We start from the raw sequence: 18,687 nt of genomic DNA on the forward strand, positions 1-18,687 counted from the left end.
GGCTCGCGCGTTCCGAAGAACCGCCCCCGATCAGGAGACTGCCATGACTGACGACCGGATACCGCCCGAGGACCACGGATCACCGGACGCGCCCACCGTGGCCGTGGTCGGACTGGGATACGTGGGCTCCTGCCTGGCCGCGACGCTGGCCGACCGGGGCTCGCACGTGGTGGGGGTGGACGTCGACACCGCCCTCGTGGACGAACTCGGCGCGGGGGTCGTCCGCTTCGCCGAGCAGGGGCTGAAGGACATGGTGGGCCGCGCCGTCTCGGCGGGGCGGCTCCGGGTCACGACGGACTTCACCGCGGTCACCGCCGCCGACGTCGTGGTCATCGCCGTCGGCACCCCCGCCCACGACGACGGCTCGCTGGACGACCGGCAGTTGCGCGGCGCGTGTCTGGCCCTGAGCGGCCACCTCCGCGCGGGGCAGCTGATCGTGGTCAAGAGCACGGTCACGCCCGGCACCACCAGGAGCCTGGTGGCCTCGTCGCTCGGCAGCGGTGGTCTGCGCGCGGGCGCCGACTTCCTGCTGGCCTACAGCCCCGAACGGCTGGCCGAGTCCACCGCGCTCGCCGAGCTGCGCGCGTTCCCCATCGTCGTCGGCGGGCTCGACGCGCCGAGCACCCGGGCGGCGGCGGACTTCTGGCGGCGCGCCCTGGGCGTCGACGTCATCGAGCAGGACTCCCTCGAAGCGGCCGAGATCGTGAAGCTGGCCGACAACTGGTGGATCGACCTCAACATCGCCCTCGCCAACGAACTCGCCAAGTTCTGCGCGCTGTACGAGGTGGACGTCCTCGACGTCATCGAGGCGGCCAACTCCATCCCCAAGGGCAGCGGCCACGTCAACATCCTGCGCCCGAGCGCCGGGGTCGGCGGCTCCTGCCTCACCAAGGACCCGTGGCTGGTCTGGCGGGCGGCCCGCGGCCACGACGTGGACCTCCTCACCGTCCCGGCGAGCCGCGCGGTCAACGACGGCATGCCCGGGCACACCGCGCGGCTGATCACCGACGAGCTGACCGCGCTCGGCAAGGACCCGGCCGCTTCGACGGTCGCGGTCCTCGGCGTCGCCTTCAAGAACAACACCAGTGACCTGCGCAGCAGCCCCGCCCGGGCGGCGGTCCAGGCGCTCGCGGCGGCGGGGGTGCGGATACGCGTCCACGATCCGCTGGTGGACACCGTGCAGGCGGAGGAGCTGCTGAACGTACGGCCGAGCGCCACGGTGGACGAGGCGGTGCGCGACGCGGACTGCATCGCCGTGCTGGCGCTGCACAAGGAGTTCGAGGACATCGACTTCGGCGCGCTGGCCGTCGCCGACTCGTGCATCGTCATGGACGGGCGCGCCTACTACTCGAAGGAGAAGATCGCCGTGCTGCGTCGGCTGGGCTACCGCTACCTCGGGATCGGCCGATGAGCGCGCGGCGCGTGGTCGTCACCGGCGGCTGCGGGTTCGTCGGAAGCCATCTGGTGGAGCGCCTGGTGGCTCGCGGCGACGAGGTGACCGTCTTCGACGGTGCGCCGTACCCGGCCGACCTGGACGACGACGTACGCAAGCAGGCTCGGCACGTCCGGGGCGACATCCGCGACGCCGACGCGCTCACGGCCGCGATCCGCCCCGGCACCGATGCCGTCTACCACCTGGCCGCCGTCGTCGGCGTGGACCAGTACCTGGCCCGGCCGCTCGACGTGATCGACGTCAACTTCACCGGCACGCGCAACGTGCTGGAGGCGGCGGCGCGGGCCGGGGCGAAGGTGGTGGCCGCGAGCACCAGCGAGGTCTACGGCAAGAACCCGGTCGTGCCCTGGGCCGAGGACGGGGACCGGGTGCTCGGTCCCACGACCGCCGACCGCTGGACGTACTCGACCAGCAAGGCGCTCGCCGAGCACATGACCTTCGCGTTCGCCCGCCAGCACGGCCTGGAGGCGACGGTCGTCCGCTACTTCAACGTGTACGGGGCCCGTCAGCGCCCGGCGTACATCGTGAGCCGCACCGTGCACCGCGTGCTCAACGGCCTCGCCCCGGTCGTCTACGACCAGGGCCTCCAGACCCGGTGCTTCACCCATGTGAGCGACTGCGTCGAGGGCACCGTCCTGGCGGCGGAGAAGCCCTCTGCGGCGGGCGGCGTCTTCAACATCGGCAGCATGGACGAGACCACGGTCGGCGAGGCGGTGGGCCTGGTCGCCGAACTCGCCGGTTCGGACGGCGCCGTGATCGAGGTGGACACGAAGGACCGGCTCGGACCGGCGTACGAGGACCTGCTGCGCCGGGTCCCGGACAACTCCCGGGCCAGGACCGAGCTCGGCTGGACCTGCGGGACGTCCCTGCGCGACGGGCTGGCCGACACCATCGCCTGGGCCCGCGCCCATCCGTGGTGGCTCGCCCTACCCGACAACGGCGCGCTCTGACCCGGCCCCCGCGCATCCGACTGCACCGGCGACTCCTGGACCCTCGGCCCGCACGGGTTTGCCGTCAGCCGAGGATCAGCGGGAGCCGTGCCGCCAGGTCGCCCAGGTCCGCGGTCTGCGCCGGGGTCGGGGTGCCGCGGCCCGTGCCGGTCCGCAGCGCGTCGGCGTCCGTGAGCGAGGCGGGGAACGCGGCGCCCGCGACGGCCTCCAGCGCGGTGCGCGCCGCGGCCAGGGTCTCGACGGGCGGCCCGGGGGCGGCGGGCAGGTGGGCCACGAGGTCGAGGTGGTGCAGGGTGCCTTCGAGGACGTACGCCGAGAGGTAGTCGGCGACCGTGAGAACCATGTCCTGCGTACGGACCCGGGCCGCCGGGTCCGCGAGACCGGCGGCGCGGACGGCCGCCGTGCCGACGTCGTCGATGTGGTGCTTGAGCAGGCGCGGTTCGCCGTACGCGGCTGCCAGCCGGGGGATCAGGGCGTCGAGCGGGTCGTCGCCCGTCGGTGGTTCGGGGAGCAGCGTCCAGTAGCCGGGCGCGTCGGTCGTGGCGGGCGCGTCGGCGGGGGTGACCAGGGTGATCAGGACGTCCTGCGCGTCGATGACCAGGTGGCACACCAGATCCCGGACGAGCCACCCCGTACAGCCCGAAGGTTTCCCGAAGTCCTCGTCGGGAAGACCGGCCACGGCGTCGAGCAGCGCCGTCCAGGAACGCGAAAAGGGATGCATGGGGCCACGCTAGGTGTACTGACCCGTGAGGTTAGGGACGCGGCTGGCGGGTGGTTGGCCCTTGAGCGCGGTGTGTCCGCGGTGGTGATTGTAGGTGTGGAGCCATCGCGAGTAGGCGTCACGCCGTTCGGTCTCGGTCCGATATGCCTTGGCGTAGGCCCACTCGTCCAGCAGGGTCCGGTTGAACCGCTCGACCTTCCCGTTTGTCTGGGGCCGGTAGGGGCGGGTGCGCTTGTGTGAAATGCCCTGTGAAACAAGTGAGTTGCGCCAGAGGTACGACGTGTAGCAGGAACCGTTGTCGGTCAGGACGCGCTGGACGGTGATCCCGGCGGCGGCGAAGTAGGCGTGGGCGCGCTGCCAGAATCCGACGGCGGTTTCCTTCTTCTCATCGGTGAGGATCTCGCTGTAGGCGAGACGGGAATGATCATCGACTGCGTTGTGCAGGAAACTCATGCCGGCGCCCGCCCGGTTCTTGCGGCCTGCTTGCCGGCCGAGGGCCTTGTGGCCGCCGCCGTCGGGAATGTTGCCGAGCTTTTTGATGTCGACGTGCACGAGGTCACCGGGGGCGGCATGCTCGTAGCGGCGGATCACCCGGCCGGTCGCTCGGTCCAGATGGGCCAGGCGGGCGAGTTTGTAGCGAGTCAGGACGCGGTGCACGGTCGCCGGGTTCAGCCCGAGCAGATAGGCGATGCGGGCTGGTCCCCAGCGCCGCAGGACACGGACCTTGATGATCCGCCGCTCGGTACGGGTCGGTGTCCGGCGCGGGCTGTAGTGGGGCCGGGAGGAGCGGTCGGTCATCCCGGCCTCGCCCCGCTCGCGGTAGCGCCCCGCCCACCGCTGAGCCGTGGTGGGCGAGACCTGGAAGCGCTCGGCGGCCCGGCGCAGAGGCCAGCCGTCCTCGACGACGCAGCGGGCCAGACGCAGACGCCCGGTCTCGGTCAGGGGTGCATTACGGTGGGGCATGAGGGCCTTCTGATCGTTCCGTGTAGATGTCGCAATCCACACCGAACCCGGAAGGCCCTCACTCGTTCAAGATCCCCAAGCCGTGGGATCCGTCACCAACCTCCATGGACAGAACAGCTAGGGCGTGTGCGCCTCATCCGTAGTGACGCAGCCGCGGCCACATCTCGGCCCAGGGGTGACGCGGGTCCGTACAGACGTAGACGTGACCGCCCCATTCCACGTTGTGCATGCCGTACGGGTTGGTGAGGCCGGCGGCCGCGGTGACGTGCCGGAAGTACCTGCGCAACTGGGCCTCGTAGCCGGGGGCGTGCTCCGGGCCGGGGGCGACCGCCAGGACCGTGGTGGCGGCCGGGTCGCCGGGGCCCCACCACCAGTCGGTGTTGTGGGCGCTCACGGCGTGCGGCAGGCCGGTGCCGCGCCCGAGTTCGTTGAGGGCGCCGGCCTCTCCGTAGTCGGCCGTGTAGATCACCGTGTGGGCGCGCCGCTCCTGGGGGAGGCCGTCCCACACCTGGCGCACGGTGCCGACGAGTTGGGGCCAGCCCAGGGTCTCCCCCGCGTTCGTGCTGACGCCGTACGTCCAGGCGACCGCGCCCGGCGGCAGGACGGGCAGGACGATGACGGCGAGCACCGCGGTCGAGACGGCGGTCGCGATCGTGAGGGAGCGCAGGCGGTCGCGGCGGGCGCGCAGCCACCCGTCGAGCCCGACGGCACCGGCCGCCAGCAGGCAGACGTACAGACCGCCCAGGTAGTAGATCTGGGCGCCCGTCGTCACGGCGAACACCACGAACAGCACGGCGTACGCGGCGACGAGGCACTGCCACAGGGGCCGCCCCGAGCGCCAGAGGAAGCGCAGGCCCCCGAACCACAGGACCGCCGTGGCGAACCCGGCCGTGGCGAGCTGCCCGACGATCCAGGTGGGGATCTGCCCGGGGCCCCCGTTCTTCTCGTTGAGCGCCCGGGTCATCTCGAACATGGCCCAGTCGTGGTGCGCCTGCCACCACAGGTCCGGCAGCACGAGCAGCACGGCGAGCGCGGCCCCCGCCAGGAGCCACCGGTCGGCCGCCGTGCGCCGGGCCGGGCCGAGCAGGACGGCGGCCACCAGGACGATCCCGAAGATCCCGGCGAGGTGGTTGAACTCGGCCCCGATCCCGGCGAGCGCCCCGGCCGCGAGCCACCAGCGGGTGTCGCCGGTGCGGCCGATCCGTACGACCACGAGCGCGATCGCCGCCCAGGCCAGCACCTCGTACGCCGTGGTGTTGGCGAGGTGCGCGCCGCCCAGGAGCACGGGCATGGCGGCGGTCGCGACCGCCGCGAGGAGCTGCGTCCGCCGGGCGCCGCCGAGCTCCCGCGCCGTCAGCCCGCCCACGACGACCGTGCCGGCCGCGGCGAGCGCGGGCCAGAGCCGCAGCCCGGCCTCCGAGACGCCGAACAGCTCCAGCGAGACGCGTGCCAGCAGCGGGGCCAGGACCGGCTGGTCGACGTAACTCGCCTGGAGGTGCCGGGCGCTGTCGAGGAAGTACAGCTCATCGATGTGGAAGCCGTAGCGCGTGGACAGCGCCATGAGGAGGACGAAGACCGCGCCGGCGACGAGGAGGACGCGGCGGTCGGGCGGGGCGAGGGGGCGGCTCGCGGTGTCCGGTGCGGGGGTGTCCGGTGCGGCCGTGTCCGGTCCCGGTGCGTCCGTCTCGTCCGCCATGTCGTCCGTCCCCCGGGTGCGGCGTCCCGGGGCGTCGTCCGTGGCCCGGGCGGCCCGTGCGCTGCGGGCCGCCCACACCCTAAGCCCCTTACCTGTCAGGGGTGTTGGGGCGGCTCACGCCTCCTGCCGGACAGCCCACTGCCCCTCAGCGCCCCGGCCAGGCGAGTTCGTCCACGGCGAGAAACGGTTCGGCGGCCAGCGTCGCCGGGGTGGCCCCGGTGAACGCCATGACGTCGCGGTGCAGGTGGGACTGGTCGGCGTACCCGGTGTCGGCGGCCACCCGGGCCGGGCCCTCGCCCGCGACCAGGCGGTGGGCGGCGTGGTCGAAGCGGACCAGGGTCGCCGCGCGCTTGGGCGGCAGGCCGAGCTGGGAGCGGAAGCGGGACCACAGCCGCTTGCGGCTCCAGCCGACGTCGGCGGCGAGCTCCTCGATCCGGGGCCGGCCGTGCCCCTCGGTGAGCCGCCGCCAGGCCCGGGCCACCTCCGGGTCCACCGGCGCCCCGGCCGCGTACCGGCGGGTGATCAAAGCGTCCGTGAGCGCGAAGCGGGCCTGCCAGGACGGGGCCTCGCCGAGCTGTTCGCGGATCCGGGACGCCTCACGGCCCCACAGCGCGTCCAGCGGCACGACGGCGCCGTCGAGCTCGGAGGGCGGCACGCCGAGGACCGCGCGGGCGATCACCGGGGACAGCCGCACCTGCACGCACTCCACGTTCTCCCCGCGCACCCGCACCGCTCCCCCGGAACCGAGCCCGGGCCCGGCGACCAGGCACCCGCGCTGCTGCTCACCGGTGGCGCGGTCGAGAACGGGCGTGCCGGCGCCGAATTCGAGGAGCAGCGTGACCGCGGGGTGCGGGACCATGCGCAACGCGTCCAGGTCGAACACGCCGAACCCGGCCATGGTGACTCCGGCCACCCGGCTCGGCCGCTGCGGACGGGCGACGTCCCACACAGCCGTACCGTGCGTGAACGTGTTCACCCCTCCATGCTACGGGTGCTTGCGCCTACCGGAACATTCGTTCAATACGCGGGCGGCGCCGGTCGCGACAGTGGGGGCATGACTGCTTCCGGAACCACCGAGGCGTCGTCGCTCCTCACGCTGGACGACGGCGACACCCTCCATGTGTGCCAGGACGGGCCGCGCGAGGCCCCCGTGCTCCTGCTGATCCACGGTTCGGCGTCCTCTGCCCGCTCGTGGGACGCGCTGGTACCCCTGCTGACGGCGCCCGGGACCCACCGCGTCGTGCGGGTCGATCTGCTCGGGCACGGCGGGTCCGACAAGCCGGACGACGGCCGCTACGCGATCCCGGACCAGGCGCGGCGGGTCGGCGAGGTGCTGGACCGGCTCGGTGCCGAACGGGCCGTGGTGGTGGGCCATTCCAGCGGCGGGGTGACCGCGACGGCCCTCGCCGAGGAGCGCCCCGGGCTGGTGTCCGCCGTGGTGCTCGTGAACACCGGGCCGAGCCTGGGCGCGTTCATCGCCACCGGCTCCGGCGCCGCCGGTCCCGCGCAGTGGCCGCCGGGCGACGAGCAGATCCGGCAGCTCGCGAGCACCGGCTTCAGCCGCCCCGGCTACCGGGTGCCGGACGCACTGCTGGGCGAGGTGCGCGCCATGACGCTGCACTCCTTCACGGCCACCATGCGGGCCACCCGCGCGTATCTGGAGGAGCGGGCGCTGCCGGAGCGCCTGGCGGTGCCCGGGAAGCCGCTGCTGGTGCTCTTCGGCGAGGACGACCGCCGCTGGCGCTCCTCGTCCGCCGCCGACTACCGCGCCGTCCCGGGCGCCCGGGTGGAGCTGCTGCCGGGGCTGGGGCACTCTCCCATCCTGGAGGACCCGCCCCGGGTCGCCGGGCCCCTGCTGGACTTCGCCGCGCTCCACGGCTGAGGGGAGGACATCGTGCGGATTCTCGTCTCCGGGGCCGGGATCGCCGGTCCGGTGCTCGCCCACTGGCTCACCCGCGCAGCGCGCGCCTCTCCCACGCGATGACCGTCGAGGACTACGCACCGCCCGCCGCCCGCTGACGGCCACCCGACCTGTGTGACGCACACCACAATCGCCCCATGTCACATCCGAGGGCCCCGCCCCCATCCCCTGGTCGTCAGCGACGGATGAGGGAAGGGCCGGTCATGAACACGCAGCGGAAGACCCGTACGGAGGACACGCACCACGTGGTGGTTCTGGGGGCCGGGTACGCGGGCATGGCCGCGGCCGTGCAGCTGGCGGCCCGGACCGGGAAGCGGCGGGACGCGGTGCGGGTGACCGTGGTGAACGCGCGGGAGCGGTTCACCGAGCGGATGCGGCTGCACATGGTGGCCGCCGGGCAGCCCCTCGACGCGATGAGCATCCCGGAGATGCTGGAGGGCACGGGCGCGCGGTTCACACGGGGCTGGGTGACGGCGGTGGACGCCGGGGCCAGGACCGTACGCATCGACGACGAGCGCGTCCTGTCGTACGACACGCTGGTGTACGCGCTGGGCGGGGTCGCCGACACCTCGGCGGTGCCGGGCGCCGACGACCACGCGTACACCCTGAGCAGCGCCGAGGACGCGCAGCTGCTCGCCGGCCGGCTGGAATCGCTCGGCCGCGAAGGCGGCCACGGCACCGTGGTCGTCGTCGGCACCGGGCTCACCGGCATCGAGTCGGCGGCGGAGATCGCCGAACGGTACCCCCGCCTCGACGTGGTCCTGCTCGGCGGCGAGGAGCCCGGCGCGACCATGAACGACAGGGCGGCGGCGCATGTGCGGGCCGCCCTCGACCGGCTCGGCGTGCGGGTGCGCGGCGGCGCGGACGTGGTGAAGGTGCTCGCCGGTTCGGTGGAGCCGGCGGACGGCGAGAGCATCGCGGCCGACGCGGTCCTGTGGACCGGCGGCACCCGGGTGGCACCGCTCGCCGCAGCGGCCGGCCTGGACGTGGACGAGCGCGGACGCATCGTCACCGACCGGGCGCTGCGTTCCGTTTCGCACCCCGAGGTGTACGCGGTCGGCGACGCGGCCGCGATCCGCCAGGGCTACGGGGTCCTGCACGGGACCTGCCAGGGCGGCATGCCGACCGGGGTGCACGCCGCGCTGTCGATCGACCGGGTGCTGCGCGGCAAGGAGCCCAAGCCGTTCCGGTTCGGCTACTACCACACGCCGGTGAGCCTGGGCCGGGGCGACGCGGTCGTCCAGTTCACCCGGCCCGACGACAGCCCGCGCCGGATCTGCCTGGTGGGGGCGGTGGCCGTCCGGTACAAGGAGACCGTGACCGCATCGCCCTGGCCGACGTACGGCCGTATGAAGAAGATGCCCGCGTCGGGCGCGTTCTGGCCGCGCGGAGGGCGTTTCACCCGCATCCGAGGAGACAATTGACCGGCGCCGCCGACCGTTTCGCCCATCCCGCTCAGCAGGTGTTCCTGGAATACCGGCGGCTGCTGTTCTCCGTGGCGTACCGCGTCCTCGGCACCGCCGCCGATGCCGAGGACGCCGTGCAGGACGCCTGGCTCAAGTGGTCCGCCGCCGACCGTTCGCAGGTGGCCGACCCCAAGGCGTACCTGACCCGGATCGTGACGAACCTGGCGCTTGAGCGGCTGCGGTCCGCCCGGTACCAGCGGGAGACGTACGTCGGGCCGTGGCTGCCGGAGCCCATCCTGACCGGCGGCGGCCCCTCCGAGCCCGTTCCGGACGCCGAATCGGCCGCGCTGGGAGCCGAGTCGGTGTCGATGGCCCTGCTGGTGGTGCTCGAAACGCTCAGTCCGCTGGAGCGCGCCGTGTTCGTGCTGAGGGAGGTGTTCGCCTTCAGCCACGCCGAGATCGCCGAGGCGGTGGAGCGTTCCGAGGCGTCGGTACGGCAGGCCGCGCACCGCGCCCGTGAGCATGTGCGGGCCCGGCGCCCGCGCTTCGAGGCGGACCGGTCTCGGCAGCGCGAGGCGGCGGAACGTTTCCACGCCGCCGCGACGGGCGGTGACGTCAACGCGCTCCTCGAACTCCTCTCCCCCGACGTCACCCTGTGGACCGACGGCGGCGGCAAGGTCCGCCAGGCCCTGCGCCCGGTGAACGGCGCGGCCACGGTGGCCGGCTGGTTCGCGGCGATCGGCACGGTCGCGTACCAGGGCGTCGAGCCCGCCGACATGAAGGCCGGACTCGCGGAGATCAACGGCGGTCCCGGGCTCGTGTTCAGCGGCCCGGACCGCGTCATCGCCACCATGACCTTCGACTTCGACGCGCGGGGGCTCATCACCGCGATCCACAACGTGGCCAACCCGGACAAGTTGCGGGCGGTCGCCGAGGGCGTCGCGTACGACCTCGGGGCACGGTAGCCGTCACCCTCGCCCGATCGGGTCGAAAACCGGCGGCTCCGCTCCGCCTTCCCCACCTTCCGGTGCGACGGCTACAAGATCGTCAACGAGTCGTCACCGGCTCGGCGGAGCGCGCCCGGGTACGTCATGGCGCCACGTCACCGACACGGCCGGGCCCCGGCCGTGTCCCCCAAGTCCCGCCCGGCCGCACGACGCCGGGCTCGTACGAAGGAGATCCCGTGATCGCACAGGGCAAGCGGATCCTCGGCTCCCTGGCCATGGCATTCGCCGCCGCGGCCTCGCTGACCGTCGCCGTACCCGTAGGGTCCGCCTACGCCATCGACCACGTGGAGTGCGTCGGCGGCGCGGACTTCCTGAAGATCTACTCCCACCTCGACGGCCGTCAGAGCGTCGACTGCTACGCCAACGCGGGCAGGACCGACTTCGGCAGCTGGTGGGCCGACCGGATCGTCACCGGCAACAACGACCTCATCTACTACGACGTCAACGGGGACTCGGTCCGGATCAACCGCTGGACGGACATCACGTTCCCGAACAACCCGCCCCGGATCAAGAGCATCCAGATCCTCTGAGCGCCCGGAAGTGAACCACCGGTCACCGCCGTTGCCGAGCGGCGGTGACCGTCAGACCACGTCGAACTCGTTGCCCTCCGGGTCCAGCATGGCGGTGGCGTAGAAGTCCATGTCCGGCAGCTCCCTGACCTGCGCGACCGTGGCACCGGCCCCGACCAGCCGCGCCACCGCGGCGTCGACCCGCCGCTTGCGCACCTCCCGTGGGACGGCACGCCCCCCGCCGACCTTGAGGTCGAAGTGCCACCGGTTCTTGACCGCCTTCACCTCCGGGACCTGCTGGAACCACACCCGCGGCCCGTGCCCGGCCGGATCGATGATCGACTCCGGTACGTCCCCCACCCCGGGCGGCAGCTCCTCCTCGGGCACCCCCATGTCCTCCCAGTAGGCGCGCCAGCTGGCATGCCCCTCCGGCGGCGGCTCGGGGACGTACCCCAGAGCCTCGGCCCAGAAGGCCACCATGCGTTGCGGATCGGCACAGTCGATCGTCAGCTGCACCGCCATCTCGGGCGCCATCTCCCTGTCCATCCCCATCTCCATCCCCATCTTCATCTCCATCGCCGGAGCATCCCAGACGGGTCTGACAACGGGGGCCGCGCGTTCCCTACCGAGACGCCTTCGTCCGGGTGTGGCGGGGGTCACGGGAACCCGCCGCACCGGCCGGAGAGGTAGAGGTGTGAGATGTGATGATCAGGAAGACCGGGAGCGTATGCGCACACGCATCAGGGCGGGCGACCGCCAGGCGTTCGCCGCGCTCTACGAGGAGTACGCGCGGCCGGTCTACAACCATGCCTATCGGCTGACGGGCGACTGGTCGGCGGCCGAGGAGGTCATGTCCGAGACCTTCCTCGCCGCCTGGCGCACCCGGCAATCCGTCGAGCCGGAGGGTGATTCGCTGCTGCCGTGGCTGCTCGGCATCGCCACCAACAAGGCGCGCAACGCCAACCGGGGCACCGGCCGGCGCCTCGCCTTCCTGGCCCGCCGCCCCGCCCCGGAGCCCGTCGCGGACATCGCGGACGCCACGGCCGGGCAGGTGGACGACGCCCGGCGGCTCGCCGCCGTCCGGCAGGCGCTGGACGGACTGTGCCGCCAGGACCGCGAGGTGCTGGCCCTCTGCGTCTGGTCCGGCCTCGATTACGCGGAGGCCGCCGAGGCGCTCGGCGTCCCGGTGGGCACGGTGCGGTCGCGGCTGTCCCGCGCCCGCGAACGGCTGCGGCGGCTCACGGACGACCGGCTGGCCAGGGAACGGGAACGGAACGGCGACCGCACGGAACCCCAACCCCGTCGCGGAGAGGTACAGGGCAGGGCCGCGTTCGTGGCCCTGCCCCTCCAGGAGGAAGCCCGATGAACGACCGCACCTCCGGCCCCACCCGGGCCGAACGCGAGGAACTGGCCCGGCTGGTGCCGGCCCCGGCCGAACGGGATCTGCCCCCGGGGCGCCATCTCCACCACAAGGAAAACCTGATGCAGCTGATCGACCAGGACGGCGACCGCACCACCGCCCGCCCCCGGCCCCGCCTCCTGCGCCCCGCCGTCCTGCTGCCCGCCGCCGGGCTGGCCCTGGGCGGGGTCCTGTTCACCACCCTCGCCGTGACCGGCCGGGACGAGACCCCCCGCGCCGCCGCCACGGCCCCGGCCCCGCGCGGTGCGACCGTGCTGCTGGACCGGATCGCCACGGTCGCCTCGAAGAGCGACGCGATCGAGGTCACCGACGCCCAGTACGTGTACGTCAGGACGTTGCAGGCCGGGAACACGGGCGCGTACGGCGGTCCGGTGAAGCTGGGGAAGCCCGGTGAGCGCGAGGTCTGGATGACGCAGAAGTCCGGGCCGGTGATCGATGAGGGCCTGATCCACCAGGACGGCAGGTACTTCCCGATCACGGTCGGCGTCCCGGACGGCGAGAAGCCCGTCGGCTATCCGGCGGGCCTCAACCGGCCGACGTACACCTGGCTCGCCTCCCTGCCCACCGACCCCGACGCCCTGCTCCGCAGGCTCGCCGCCGAGATCACCGCGGACCAGGACGCGCGCGACACCCCGGCCGACGAGCGGGACCCGGACCAGGACGCCTTCGAGGCCATCGGCGAGCTGCTGCCGGAGACCCTGATGCCGCCGAGGACCGCGGCCGCCCTGTACAAGGCCGCGGCGAGGATTCCGGGCGTGAGCGTGGATTCCGACGCGGTGGACGCGGCCGGGCGGCACGGCATAGGCGTGGCCCGCGACAACGAGCGCGCCGGCTGGCGCACCGCCTGGGTCTTCGACGCGAAGACCCTGGCGTACCTGGGCGAGCGGACCTACCTCATCCGGAACACCTCCATGGGCCCGAAGGGCACCGTCACGAACACGTCGGCGGTCCTGGAACGCGCGGTGGTCGACGCCCTCCGCGAGAAGCCGTCGACCACCGCGTGACCTCGCGGGTCCTACCCTGACGGCATGACAGACGCGGTACGGGGAAGCGGCGAGGCGGCACCCTGGCGTCCCGAGGGGGAACCGGGCGGGGCGCCCCTCGCCGTGCCCAACGCCTCGCTGTCCCACTGGCAGGGCGACGGCCACCGCCTGAGCCTGCGGCTCTGGGGCGGGACCGCGCACCTGGAAGGCGGCGGGGCCGCGTGACGGGCGACGACGTGCTGGAGATCCTGGACCTGCTGCGGGAGGCCGGTGCGGAGGTCTGGGTCGGTGGGGGGCTGGGGCATCGACGCGCTGGTGGGGCGGCAGACGCGGGAGCACGAGGATCTGGACCTGATGCACCGCCTGGAGCAGGAGCCGGCGGTCCTCGGTGCTCTCGCCTCGGCCGGGTTCGCCGAAACGCTCGACTGGCGGCCCGTGCGGTTCGTCGTTTCGGATGCGACGGGGCGCCAGATCGACCTGCATCCGCTTGTGTTCGGCGCCGACGGGGGCGCCCTCCAGGAGTCGTTGGAGCCCGGGAAGCCGTTCGTCTATCCGGCGGACTGCTTCGTCACGGGCAGCGTCGGGGGCCGCACCGTGCCCTGCCTGTCCGCCGGACAGCAGGTCTCCTTCCATCAGGGTTACGAGCCCAGGGACCGGGATCTCCACGACATGGCACAACTCCGCGAGGCGTTCGGGATCGGCACGCACTTCTGACCCTGGATTCAGGTCGACCGGCAGCCCAACCGCACACGTGAAGCGCTCGAAGACGACTTGAGGCCCGCTCGCGAAGTTCCTTGGCGCACCACGCGAAACACCCGTGCGCCCGGGGTCGGGTGCTTGAATGACCTCGATCAACACGGTATTCGACCCAGGGGGGCGAACTCCGCCATGCGGAAGTCGTATTACGCAGCACACGTCTACATGATCGTCGGAGTGATCTCGGGTCTGTTCTACCGGGAGTTCACGAAAATGAAGGACTTCCACGGCGACACCCAGCTGGCGCTCATGCACACGCACCTGCTGGCGCTGGGCATGCTCGCCTTCCTGATCGTCCTCGCCCTGGACAAGGTCTTCGGACTGTCCGGCTCGAAGCTGTTCACCGCGTTCTTCTGGTTCTACAACATCGGCATCGCCATCTCGACGGCGATGATGGGCGTCCACGGCATCCTGACGGTGCTCGGCCGCGACGAGGACCACATCGCGGAGGCCGTGCCGCTGACCGCCGGACTCGGCCACATCCTGCTGACCGTCGGGCTGATCCTGCTCTTCATCCTGCTCGGCAAGCGCGTCAACGAGCACGTCAAGCCGGCTTCCACGCCGAACGAGCCGACCGCGGAGACGGCGGGCGCCGTCTGAGCTCGCACCCGGGGGCCTCGATTATTACGGCGTAATAATCGAGGCCCCCGCGCCGCGCAACCGCGCGCCCTCTACCGCGCGGGCGCCTGGAACGTCACCTCGGGATTGCCCGGCGTCGGGCCGTCGAGCAGACGCTGCGGTACGCCCTTGAGGTGGAGGTCGAAGAAGGCGGCGACGTAGTCGCGGGTGATGTCGCCGGACCGGTCGGCCGGCAGCGGTGCCGAGGGGTCGGTGATGCCCAACTCCGCCGCGAGTATGGGCAGGTCGGTGAACGTGAAGTGGCCGGCGTCGGCCACCGTGAGCCACCTCTTCCAGCCGTCGAGGCGCGCCCAGTCACGGTCCCACGTGGTGTCGAAGGTGCCCCCGGACGTGTGGTCGACCTCGGTGCCGAGCATCATGAACGGCCGGCCCCGGAGCCCTGCGGCGGGGACCGGCTCGTAGAAGGTCCCGTCCATGTTCACGCCCGCGCGCACGCGCCGGTCGGCGGCCATCGTGGACGCGGCGGAGTTGCCGCCGATGGAGTGCCCGGCCATGCCGATGCGCCGCCGGTCGATCATCGAGGCGTACCGCCAGGCGGGGTGACCGCCCGTCAGCCGGTCCAGCAGGAACGAGACGTCCTTCGCCCGGTTCCGTGCGACCTCCGCAAGCCCCGCGTCACCGACCCGCTCCACGTAGTCGCAGGCGGCGCAGGGCAGGACCCGCCCGCCCGGGAAGACGGTGGCGACGGACTCGTGGGCGTGGTCCACGGCCGCGACGACGTACCCCCGGGAGGCCAGGTCCGTCGCGAGGGACGTCAGCGTGGAGCGGCTCTGCCCGAACCCGGGCGACAGCACGACGAGCGGGAACCGCCCGCGCGCGGGGGCCGCCCCGGTACGCGCGTACGTCTCGGTGGCACCGATCACCTCGGGCGCGACGATGCCTCCCAACCCCCGGCTCTCCAGCAGTAGTTCCCCCTCCTTCGCGCTCATGTACGGGGCACGCGCCCCGGTTCCGGCCCGCGCCGGGTAGAACACGGAGACCAGCAGCTCACGGGCCCCCGCCTCCGGCACGTACGGGTCCGTGCGCCCGGTGTCCCGCAGGTGCACGGTGTCCTCGCCGACGGCGTACGGCCCGGCCGGCGCGGGCAGCCGCAGCTGCTGGGCGGGGGCGGTGAGGGCGGGGCCGTTCCCGGCGGGCGACGGGGCGGCGGCGACGGCCGGGACGGCGGCCGTGGCCCCCAGGGTGAGGACGAGGAGCGAGGCGGCCAGGGCACGGTGACGAGTTCTCATGCCCCGAACGCTAGGTGCGAGACCGCCGCCCCAACGTCCGCCCACGGGCTGCGATTTGGTACCTCTGCGGTCGCATGCGCGGGGCGCGTGTCGTCCTACGGGCTGAGGACATTCGCAAAGAGTTCTTCGCGAAGAAGTCTTTGCGAAGAACTCTTCGCGGTCTATCGTGTGCCGCATGGCTGATGTGGTGAAGGGGCCGGACGACCCGGCCCTCGACAAGGACTCCGTCGTTCTGGACGCCAAGGGACTCCGCGCCCTGGCCCACCCGGTTCGCGTACAACTGATCGGACTGCTGCGGAAGTACGGTCCCTCCACAGCGACCCGGCTCGCGGAGCGGCTGGGGGTGAACTCGGGGACGGCCAGCTACCACCTGCGGCAGCTGGGCGCGGCCGGCTTCGTGGAGGAGGACGCCGAGCTCGGCAACGCCCGCGAGCGCTGGTGGCGCTCGGTGCACCGCACGATCTGGTTCAACGACCCGGAGCTGGCCGAACGGGAACCGGAGGCCGTCCTCGCCTACCTCCAGTCCGTCGCCGCAATCCACACCCTCCGCCTGCAGCAGACGCTGAACGAGCTCCTGACGATGCCCCCGGCATGGCGGAACTCCTTCGACATGAGCGACTGGGCACTGCGCCTCACACCCGAGGAAGCCGGCTCCCTGGAGCAGGAGTTGAAGGAGGTCGTCTCGCGCTACCGGCGGGACGAACCGGAGGCCGCGGCAAGCGCCCCCGAAGGCGCCGAGCGGGTCACCGTGATCACGTACGTCCTGCCCGAACTGGACGTGCCCGGCGCGTCGCCGTACCCCGTGCCCTCGGAAGCGGACGACGGGCCCGCGTCATGACCGAGGACGCGTCGGAGAGCGGCGGCATAGCGGCCACGCGGTCCTTACGGCCGCTCGTCGGGGTGCTGACGGCCATGGCGATGTCGCTGACCGGCACGCGGATCTCCGTCGTGGCGCTGCCCTGGTTCGTCCTCGTCACGACCGGCAGCGCCGGCCGCACCGGACTCGTCGCCTTCTGCGAGATGGCCCCCTACGTGGTGGTCAAGGTGTTCACCGGACCGCTGGTGGACCGGACCGGGCCGCGGGCCGTTTCGTGGACCACCGACCTGGCCAGCGCGACGGCGGCCGCCGCGATTCCGGTTCTGCACGTCCTGGACGTGCTCTCCTTCCCGCTGCTGCTGGGCCTGGTCGCGCTGATCGGGGCGGCCCGGGGCCCCGGTGACCTGGCCAAGGAGGTGATGGTCCCGGAAGCGGCCGAACGCGGCCGGGTGCCGCTGGAGCGGGCCACGGGTCTGTCCGGCGTGATCGAGCGGCTGGCCTCCACGGTCGGCATGGCGGCCGGCGGCTCCCTGGTGGCGCTGCTCGGCCCGCTGACCGCGCTCGCCGTCAACGCGGGCTGCTTCGCCCTCGGTTCGGTGGTCATCCGGATCGCGCTGCCCCGGGACGCGGGGCGCTCCGCCGACGATGCCCCCGACCCGGCGGAGGAGACGGAGCCGGGCTACTGGCAGCGGTTCGGCGAGGGCTTCACCTTCCTGCGCGGCGAGCCGCTCCTGCTCACCGCCATCGTCATGATCGGCGTCACCAACCTGCTGGACGCGGCGTTCACCTCGGTCCTCGCCCCGGTCTGGGCCAGGGACTCCGGCAACGGGCCGACCGCGATCGGCCTGATGGGCGGTGTGATGGGGGTCGGAGGAGTCGCCGGGAGCCTGATCGCCGCGGTGGTCGCGCACAGGCTGCCGCGCCGTCTGATGGTGCTCGCCGGGTTCCTGCTGGCCGGGGCGCCGAGGTTCCTGGTGCTCGCCTCCGGCGCCCCGCTGTGGGGGGTGCTGGCCGTCTTCGCCGTCAGCGGCTTCGGGGCCGGCTTCGTCAACCCGGTGATGGGGGCCGTCCTGGTCGAGCGGGTGCCGCGCCGGATGCTGGGCCGGGTCAACGCGCTCGGTGACTCGCTGGCCTGGGCCGGCATCCCTCTCGGCGGACTGCTGGCCGGGGCCGCGGTGACCGCTGCCGGACTCGTGCCGATACTGGTCACGTGCGGGGTCGCGTACTTCCTCACGACGAATCTGACCGGGCTGCGGCCCGAGTGGCGCGAGATGGACCGTACGCGGGCCCCCGGCGACTACCCGCCGACGGCATCCGGCCCGAGCAGGTCCCGCGCCGCGTAGTACGCGTGCAGTGCGGCCTCGCTGCCGGAGCCCAGGGCCGTCATGATGCGCTGGTAGCGCGCGGAGCGGAGGTCGCCGGCGACGAGGACGCGGGGGTGCTGGTCGGAGGGCGCGCCGTACCCGTCCGCGCCCCGGACCAGGTCGCCCGGCGGGGCGGCGGGCGCGCTGCCGAGGCTGAGGAAGACGGCGTCCGCGGCGAGGGTGCGCCGCAGGCCGTCGGGCGCGGTCACCTCCGCCGACCCCGAGAGCGTCAGGTGTTCCACGGGGACGAGCGTGACCCGGGGGTCGTCGCGGATCTCGTCCGTCTTGTACGCGTCGGCCGCCGGGTACGCCACGAGCAGGCGGGTGTTCGTGTCCGGGTGGGCGCGCAGGAAGGTCCCGATCGGGCGGTCACCGCCGAGTACGAGAAGGGTCCGGCCCTCCTCCGCTCCGGCCTGCCACAGCGGCGGCAGGGTGAGCCCGTCCGGCGCCGTGATCCAGGGGACGTCGCGCGGCTGGAGCGGCCCGACTCCGGTGGCGACGACGGCGTACGGGGCGGTGAGGCGGGCCCCGGTGTCGAGTGTGGCGGTCACATGGTCGTCGGCGGCGCGCAACTCGGTCACGTAGCAACCGAGTTCGAGCCGGCACAGCTCCGTGCCCAGGAGCTCCGCCGTGATGGCGTCGGCGAGCGCCGGGCCGCTGGTGTGGCCGCCGAGCACGTTGTTCAGGGTGGGGACGCGGTAGAGGTTCCGGCACAGCCGGTCCGGCTCGACCAGCACCGTACGCAGACCGACCCCGGCGGCCGTCCGGGCGGCGGCACAGCCGGCGGGGCCGCCGCCGATGACGAGCAGGTCGGTGTCGTACAGCGTGTCGCCCATGGGGCTATTCCAGCATC

The 18,687-nt window shown here is 72.9% G+C and carries 19 protein-coding genes and 1 pseudogene; 13 read left to right on the plus strand and 7 right to left on the minus strand.

Annotated elements, in window-relative coordinates; all coding sequences use genetic code 11:
- The first annotated feature begins 43 nt into the window (after positions 1 to 43).
- Together OG867_RS32125 and OG867_RS32130 are read left to right on the plus strand one after the other, a co-directional pair.
- Positions 44 to 1,411 carry a nucleotide sugar dehydrogenase gene (locus tag OG867_RS32125; protein WP_328904632.1) on the plus strand — a complete coding sequence of 456 codons (1,368 nt, stop codon included), beginning with the start codon at positions 44 to 46 and terminating at the stop codon, positions 1,409 to 1,411.
- Positions 1,408 to 2,403 (plus strand): NAD-dependent epimerase/dehydratase family protein, encoded by a 996-nt coding sequence (locus tag OG867_RS32130; RefSeq protein WP_331720358.1) that lies wholly within the window; start codon positions 1,408 to 1,410, stop codon positions 2,401 to 2,403. Before OG867_RS32125 ends, OG867_RS32130 begins: the two co-directional genes overlap by 4 nt.
- A 64-nt stretch (positions 2,404 to 2,467) precedes the next feature.
- Here the strand turns inward: OG867_RS32130 and OG867_RS32135 are convergent, their stop codons facing one another.
- The 4 genes from OG867_RS32135 to OG867_RS32150 form a co-directional block, all read right to left on the minus strand.
- The gene (locus OG867_RS32135) at positions 2,468 to 3,124 is read right to left on the minus strand and encodes a maleylpyruvate isomerase N-terminal domain-containing protein (protein ID WP_331720359.1); all 657 of its coding nucleotides are present in this window, start codon (positions 3,122 to 3,124) and stop codon (positions 2,468 to 2,470) included.
- Positions 3,125 to 3,133: 9 nt separating this feature from the next.
- The gene (locus tag OG867_RS32140) at positions 3,134 to 4,087 is read right to left on the minus strand and encodes an IS481 family transposase (RefSeq protein WP_331720360.1); all 954 of its coding nucleotides are present in this window, start codon (positions 4,085 to 4,087) and stop codon (positions 3,134 to 3,136) included.
- A gap of 133 nt (positions 4,088 to 4,220) precedes the next feature.
- Positions 4,221 to 5,861 (minus strand): glycosyltransferase family 39 protein, encoded by a 1,641-nt coding sequence (locus OG867_RS32145; RefSeq protein ID WP_331720361.1) that lies wholly within the window; start codon positions 5,859 to 5,861, stop codon positions 4,221 to 4,223.
- Between the two features lie 67 nt (positions 5,862 to 5,928).
- Positions 5,929 to 6,759, minus strand: a complete 831-nt coding sequence (locus OG867_RS32150) for an AraC family transcriptional regulator (protein WP_331720362.1) — start codon at positions 6,757 to 6,759, stop codon at positions 5,929 to 5,931.
- 78 nt (positions 6,760 to 6,837) lie between these two features.
- Between OG867_RS32150 and OG867_RS32155 the strand changes: the two genes are divergently transcribed.
- The 4 genes from OG867_RS32155 to OG867_RS32170 all read left to right on the plus strand — a co-directional run bounded on the left by OG867_RS32155 (position 6,838) and on the right by OG867_RS32170 (position 10,647).
- Positions 6,838 to 7,665: an alpha/beta hydrolase gene (locus tag OG867_RS32155; protein WP_331720363.1), complete on the plus strand. Its 828-nt coding sequence runs from the start codon at positions 6,838 to 6,840 to the stop codon at positions 7,663 to 7,665.
- Between the two features lie 242 nt (positions 7,666 to 7,907).
- Entirely contained in the window at positions 7,908 to 9,128 is a 1,221-nt protein-coding gene (locus OG867_RS32160; RefSeq protein ID WP_331720364.1) for an FAD-dependent oxidoreductase, read from the plus strand.
- Positions 9,125 to 10,075 (plus strand): RNA polymerase sigma-70 factor, encoded by a 951-nt coding sequence (locus OG867_RS32165; RefSeq protein WP_331720365.1) that lies wholly within the window; start codon positions 9,125 to 9,127, stop codon positions 10,073 to 10,075. Before OG867_RS32160 ends, OG867_RS32165 begins: the two co-directional genes overlap by 4 nt.
- 218 nt (positions 10,076 to 10,293) lie before the next feature.
- Positions 10,294 to 10,647 (plus strand): beta/gamma crystallin domain-containing protein, encoded by a 354-nt coding sequence (locus tag OG867_RS32170; RefSeq protein WP_328904646.1) that lies wholly within the window; start codon positions 10,294 to 10,296, stop codon positions 10,645 to 10,647.
- Between the two features lie 51 nt (positions 10,648 to 10,698).
- Here OG867_RS32170 and OG867_RS32175 read toward each other — a convergent pair whose 3' ends face one another.
- The gene (locus tag OG867_RS32175) at positions 10,699 to 11,202 is read right to left on the minus strand and encodes a VOC family protein (RefSeq protein ID WP_406291300.1); all 504 of its coding nucleotides are present in this window, start codon (positions 11,200 to 11,202) and stop codon (positions 10,699 to 10,701) included.
- Positions 11,203 to 11,353: 151 nt separating this feature from the next.
- Here OG867_RS32175 and OG867_RS32180 point away from each other — a divergent pair, with 151 nt between their 5' ends.
- The 5 genes and pseudogenes from OG867_RS32180 (at position 11,354) to OG867_RS32200 (ending at position 14,385) form a co-directional block, all read left to right on the plus strand.
- Entirely contained in the window at positions 11,354 to 11,992 is a 639-nt protein-coding gene (locus OG867_RS32180; protein WP_331720366.1) for an RNA polymerase sigma factor, read from the plus strand.
- A complete protein-coding gene (locus OG867_RS32185) occupies positions 11,989 to 13,050 on the plus strand; it encodes a CU044_5270 family protein (RefSeq protein ID WP_331720367.1) in 1,062 nt (353 codons plus the stop codon). Before OG867_RS32180 ends, OG867_RS32185 begins: the two co-directional genes overlap by 4 nt.
- 24 nt (positions 13,051 to 13,074) lie before the next feature.
- Positions 13,075 to 13,254 carry a hypothetical protein gene (locus OG867_RS32190; RefSeq protein ID WP_331720368.1) on the plus strand — a complete coding sequence of 60 codons (180 nt, stop codon included), beginning with the start codon at positions 13,075 to 13,077 and terminating at the stop codon, positions 13,252 to 13,254.
- Positions 13,251 to 13,743 (plus strand): annotated as a pseudogene (locus tag OG867_RS32195) (nucleotidyltransferase domain-containing protein). The gene OG867_RS32190 and the pseudogene OG867_RS32195 overlap by 4 nt, the downstream one beginning before the upstream one ends.
- A 174-nt stretch (positions 13,744 to 13,917) precedes the next feature.
- The gene (locus tag OG867_RS32200) at positions 13,918 to 14,385 is read left to right on the plus strand and encodes a DUF2871 domain-containing protein (RefSeq protein ID WP_331720369.1); all 468 of its coding nucleotides are present in this window, start codon (positions 13,918 to 13,920) and stop codon (positions 14,383 to 14,385) included.
- A 71-nt stretch (positions 14,386 to 14,456) separates the two neighbouring features.
- On the opposite strand, the gene OG867_RS32205 is transcribed toward OG867_RS32200, so the two are convergent.
- Positions 14,457 to 15,653 (minus strand): alpha/beta hydrolase, encoded by a 1,197-nt coding sequence (locus tag OG867_RS32205; protein WP_331720370.1) that lies wholly within the window; start codon positions 15,651 to 15,653, stop codon positions 14,457 to 14,459.
- 175 nt (positions 15,654 to 15,828) lie between these two features.
- Here OG867_RS32205 and OG867_RS32210 point away from each other — a divergent pair, with 175 nt between their 5' ends.
- Together OG867_RS32210 and OG867_RS32215 are read left to right on the plus strand one after the other, a co-directional pair.
- Complete coding sequence (locus tag OG867_RS32210) at positions 15,829 to 16,491, plus strand: winged helix-turn-helix domain-containing protein (RefSeq protein WP_331720371.1); 663 nt, start codon at positions 15,829 to 15,831, stop codon at positions 16,489 to 16,491.
- Entirely contained in the window at positions 16,488 to 17,813 is a 1,326-nt protein-coding gene (locus OG867_RS32215; RefSeq protein WP_331720372.1) for an MFS transporter, read from the plus strand. Before OG867_RS32210 ends, OG867_RS32215 begins: the two co-directional genes overlap by 4 nt.
- On the opposite strand, the gene OG867_RS32220 is transcribed toward OG867_RS32215, so the two are convergent.
- The gene (locus OG867_RS32220) at positions 17,768 to 18,670 is read right to left on the minus strand and encodes an FAD-dependent oxidoreductase (protein ID WP_331720373.1); all 903 of its coding nucleotides are present in this window, start codon (positions 18,668 to 18,670) and stop codon (positions 17,768 to 17,770) included. The genes OG867_RS32215 and OG867_RS32220 overlap by 46 nt on opposite strands.
- Positions 18,671 to 18,687 lie beyond the last annotated feature (17 nt).

Source organism: Streptomyces sp. NBC_00209, assembly GCF_045206345.1.
Taxonomy (GTDB): Bacteria; Actinomycetota; Actinomycetes; order Streptomycetales; family Streptomycetaceae; genus Streptomyces.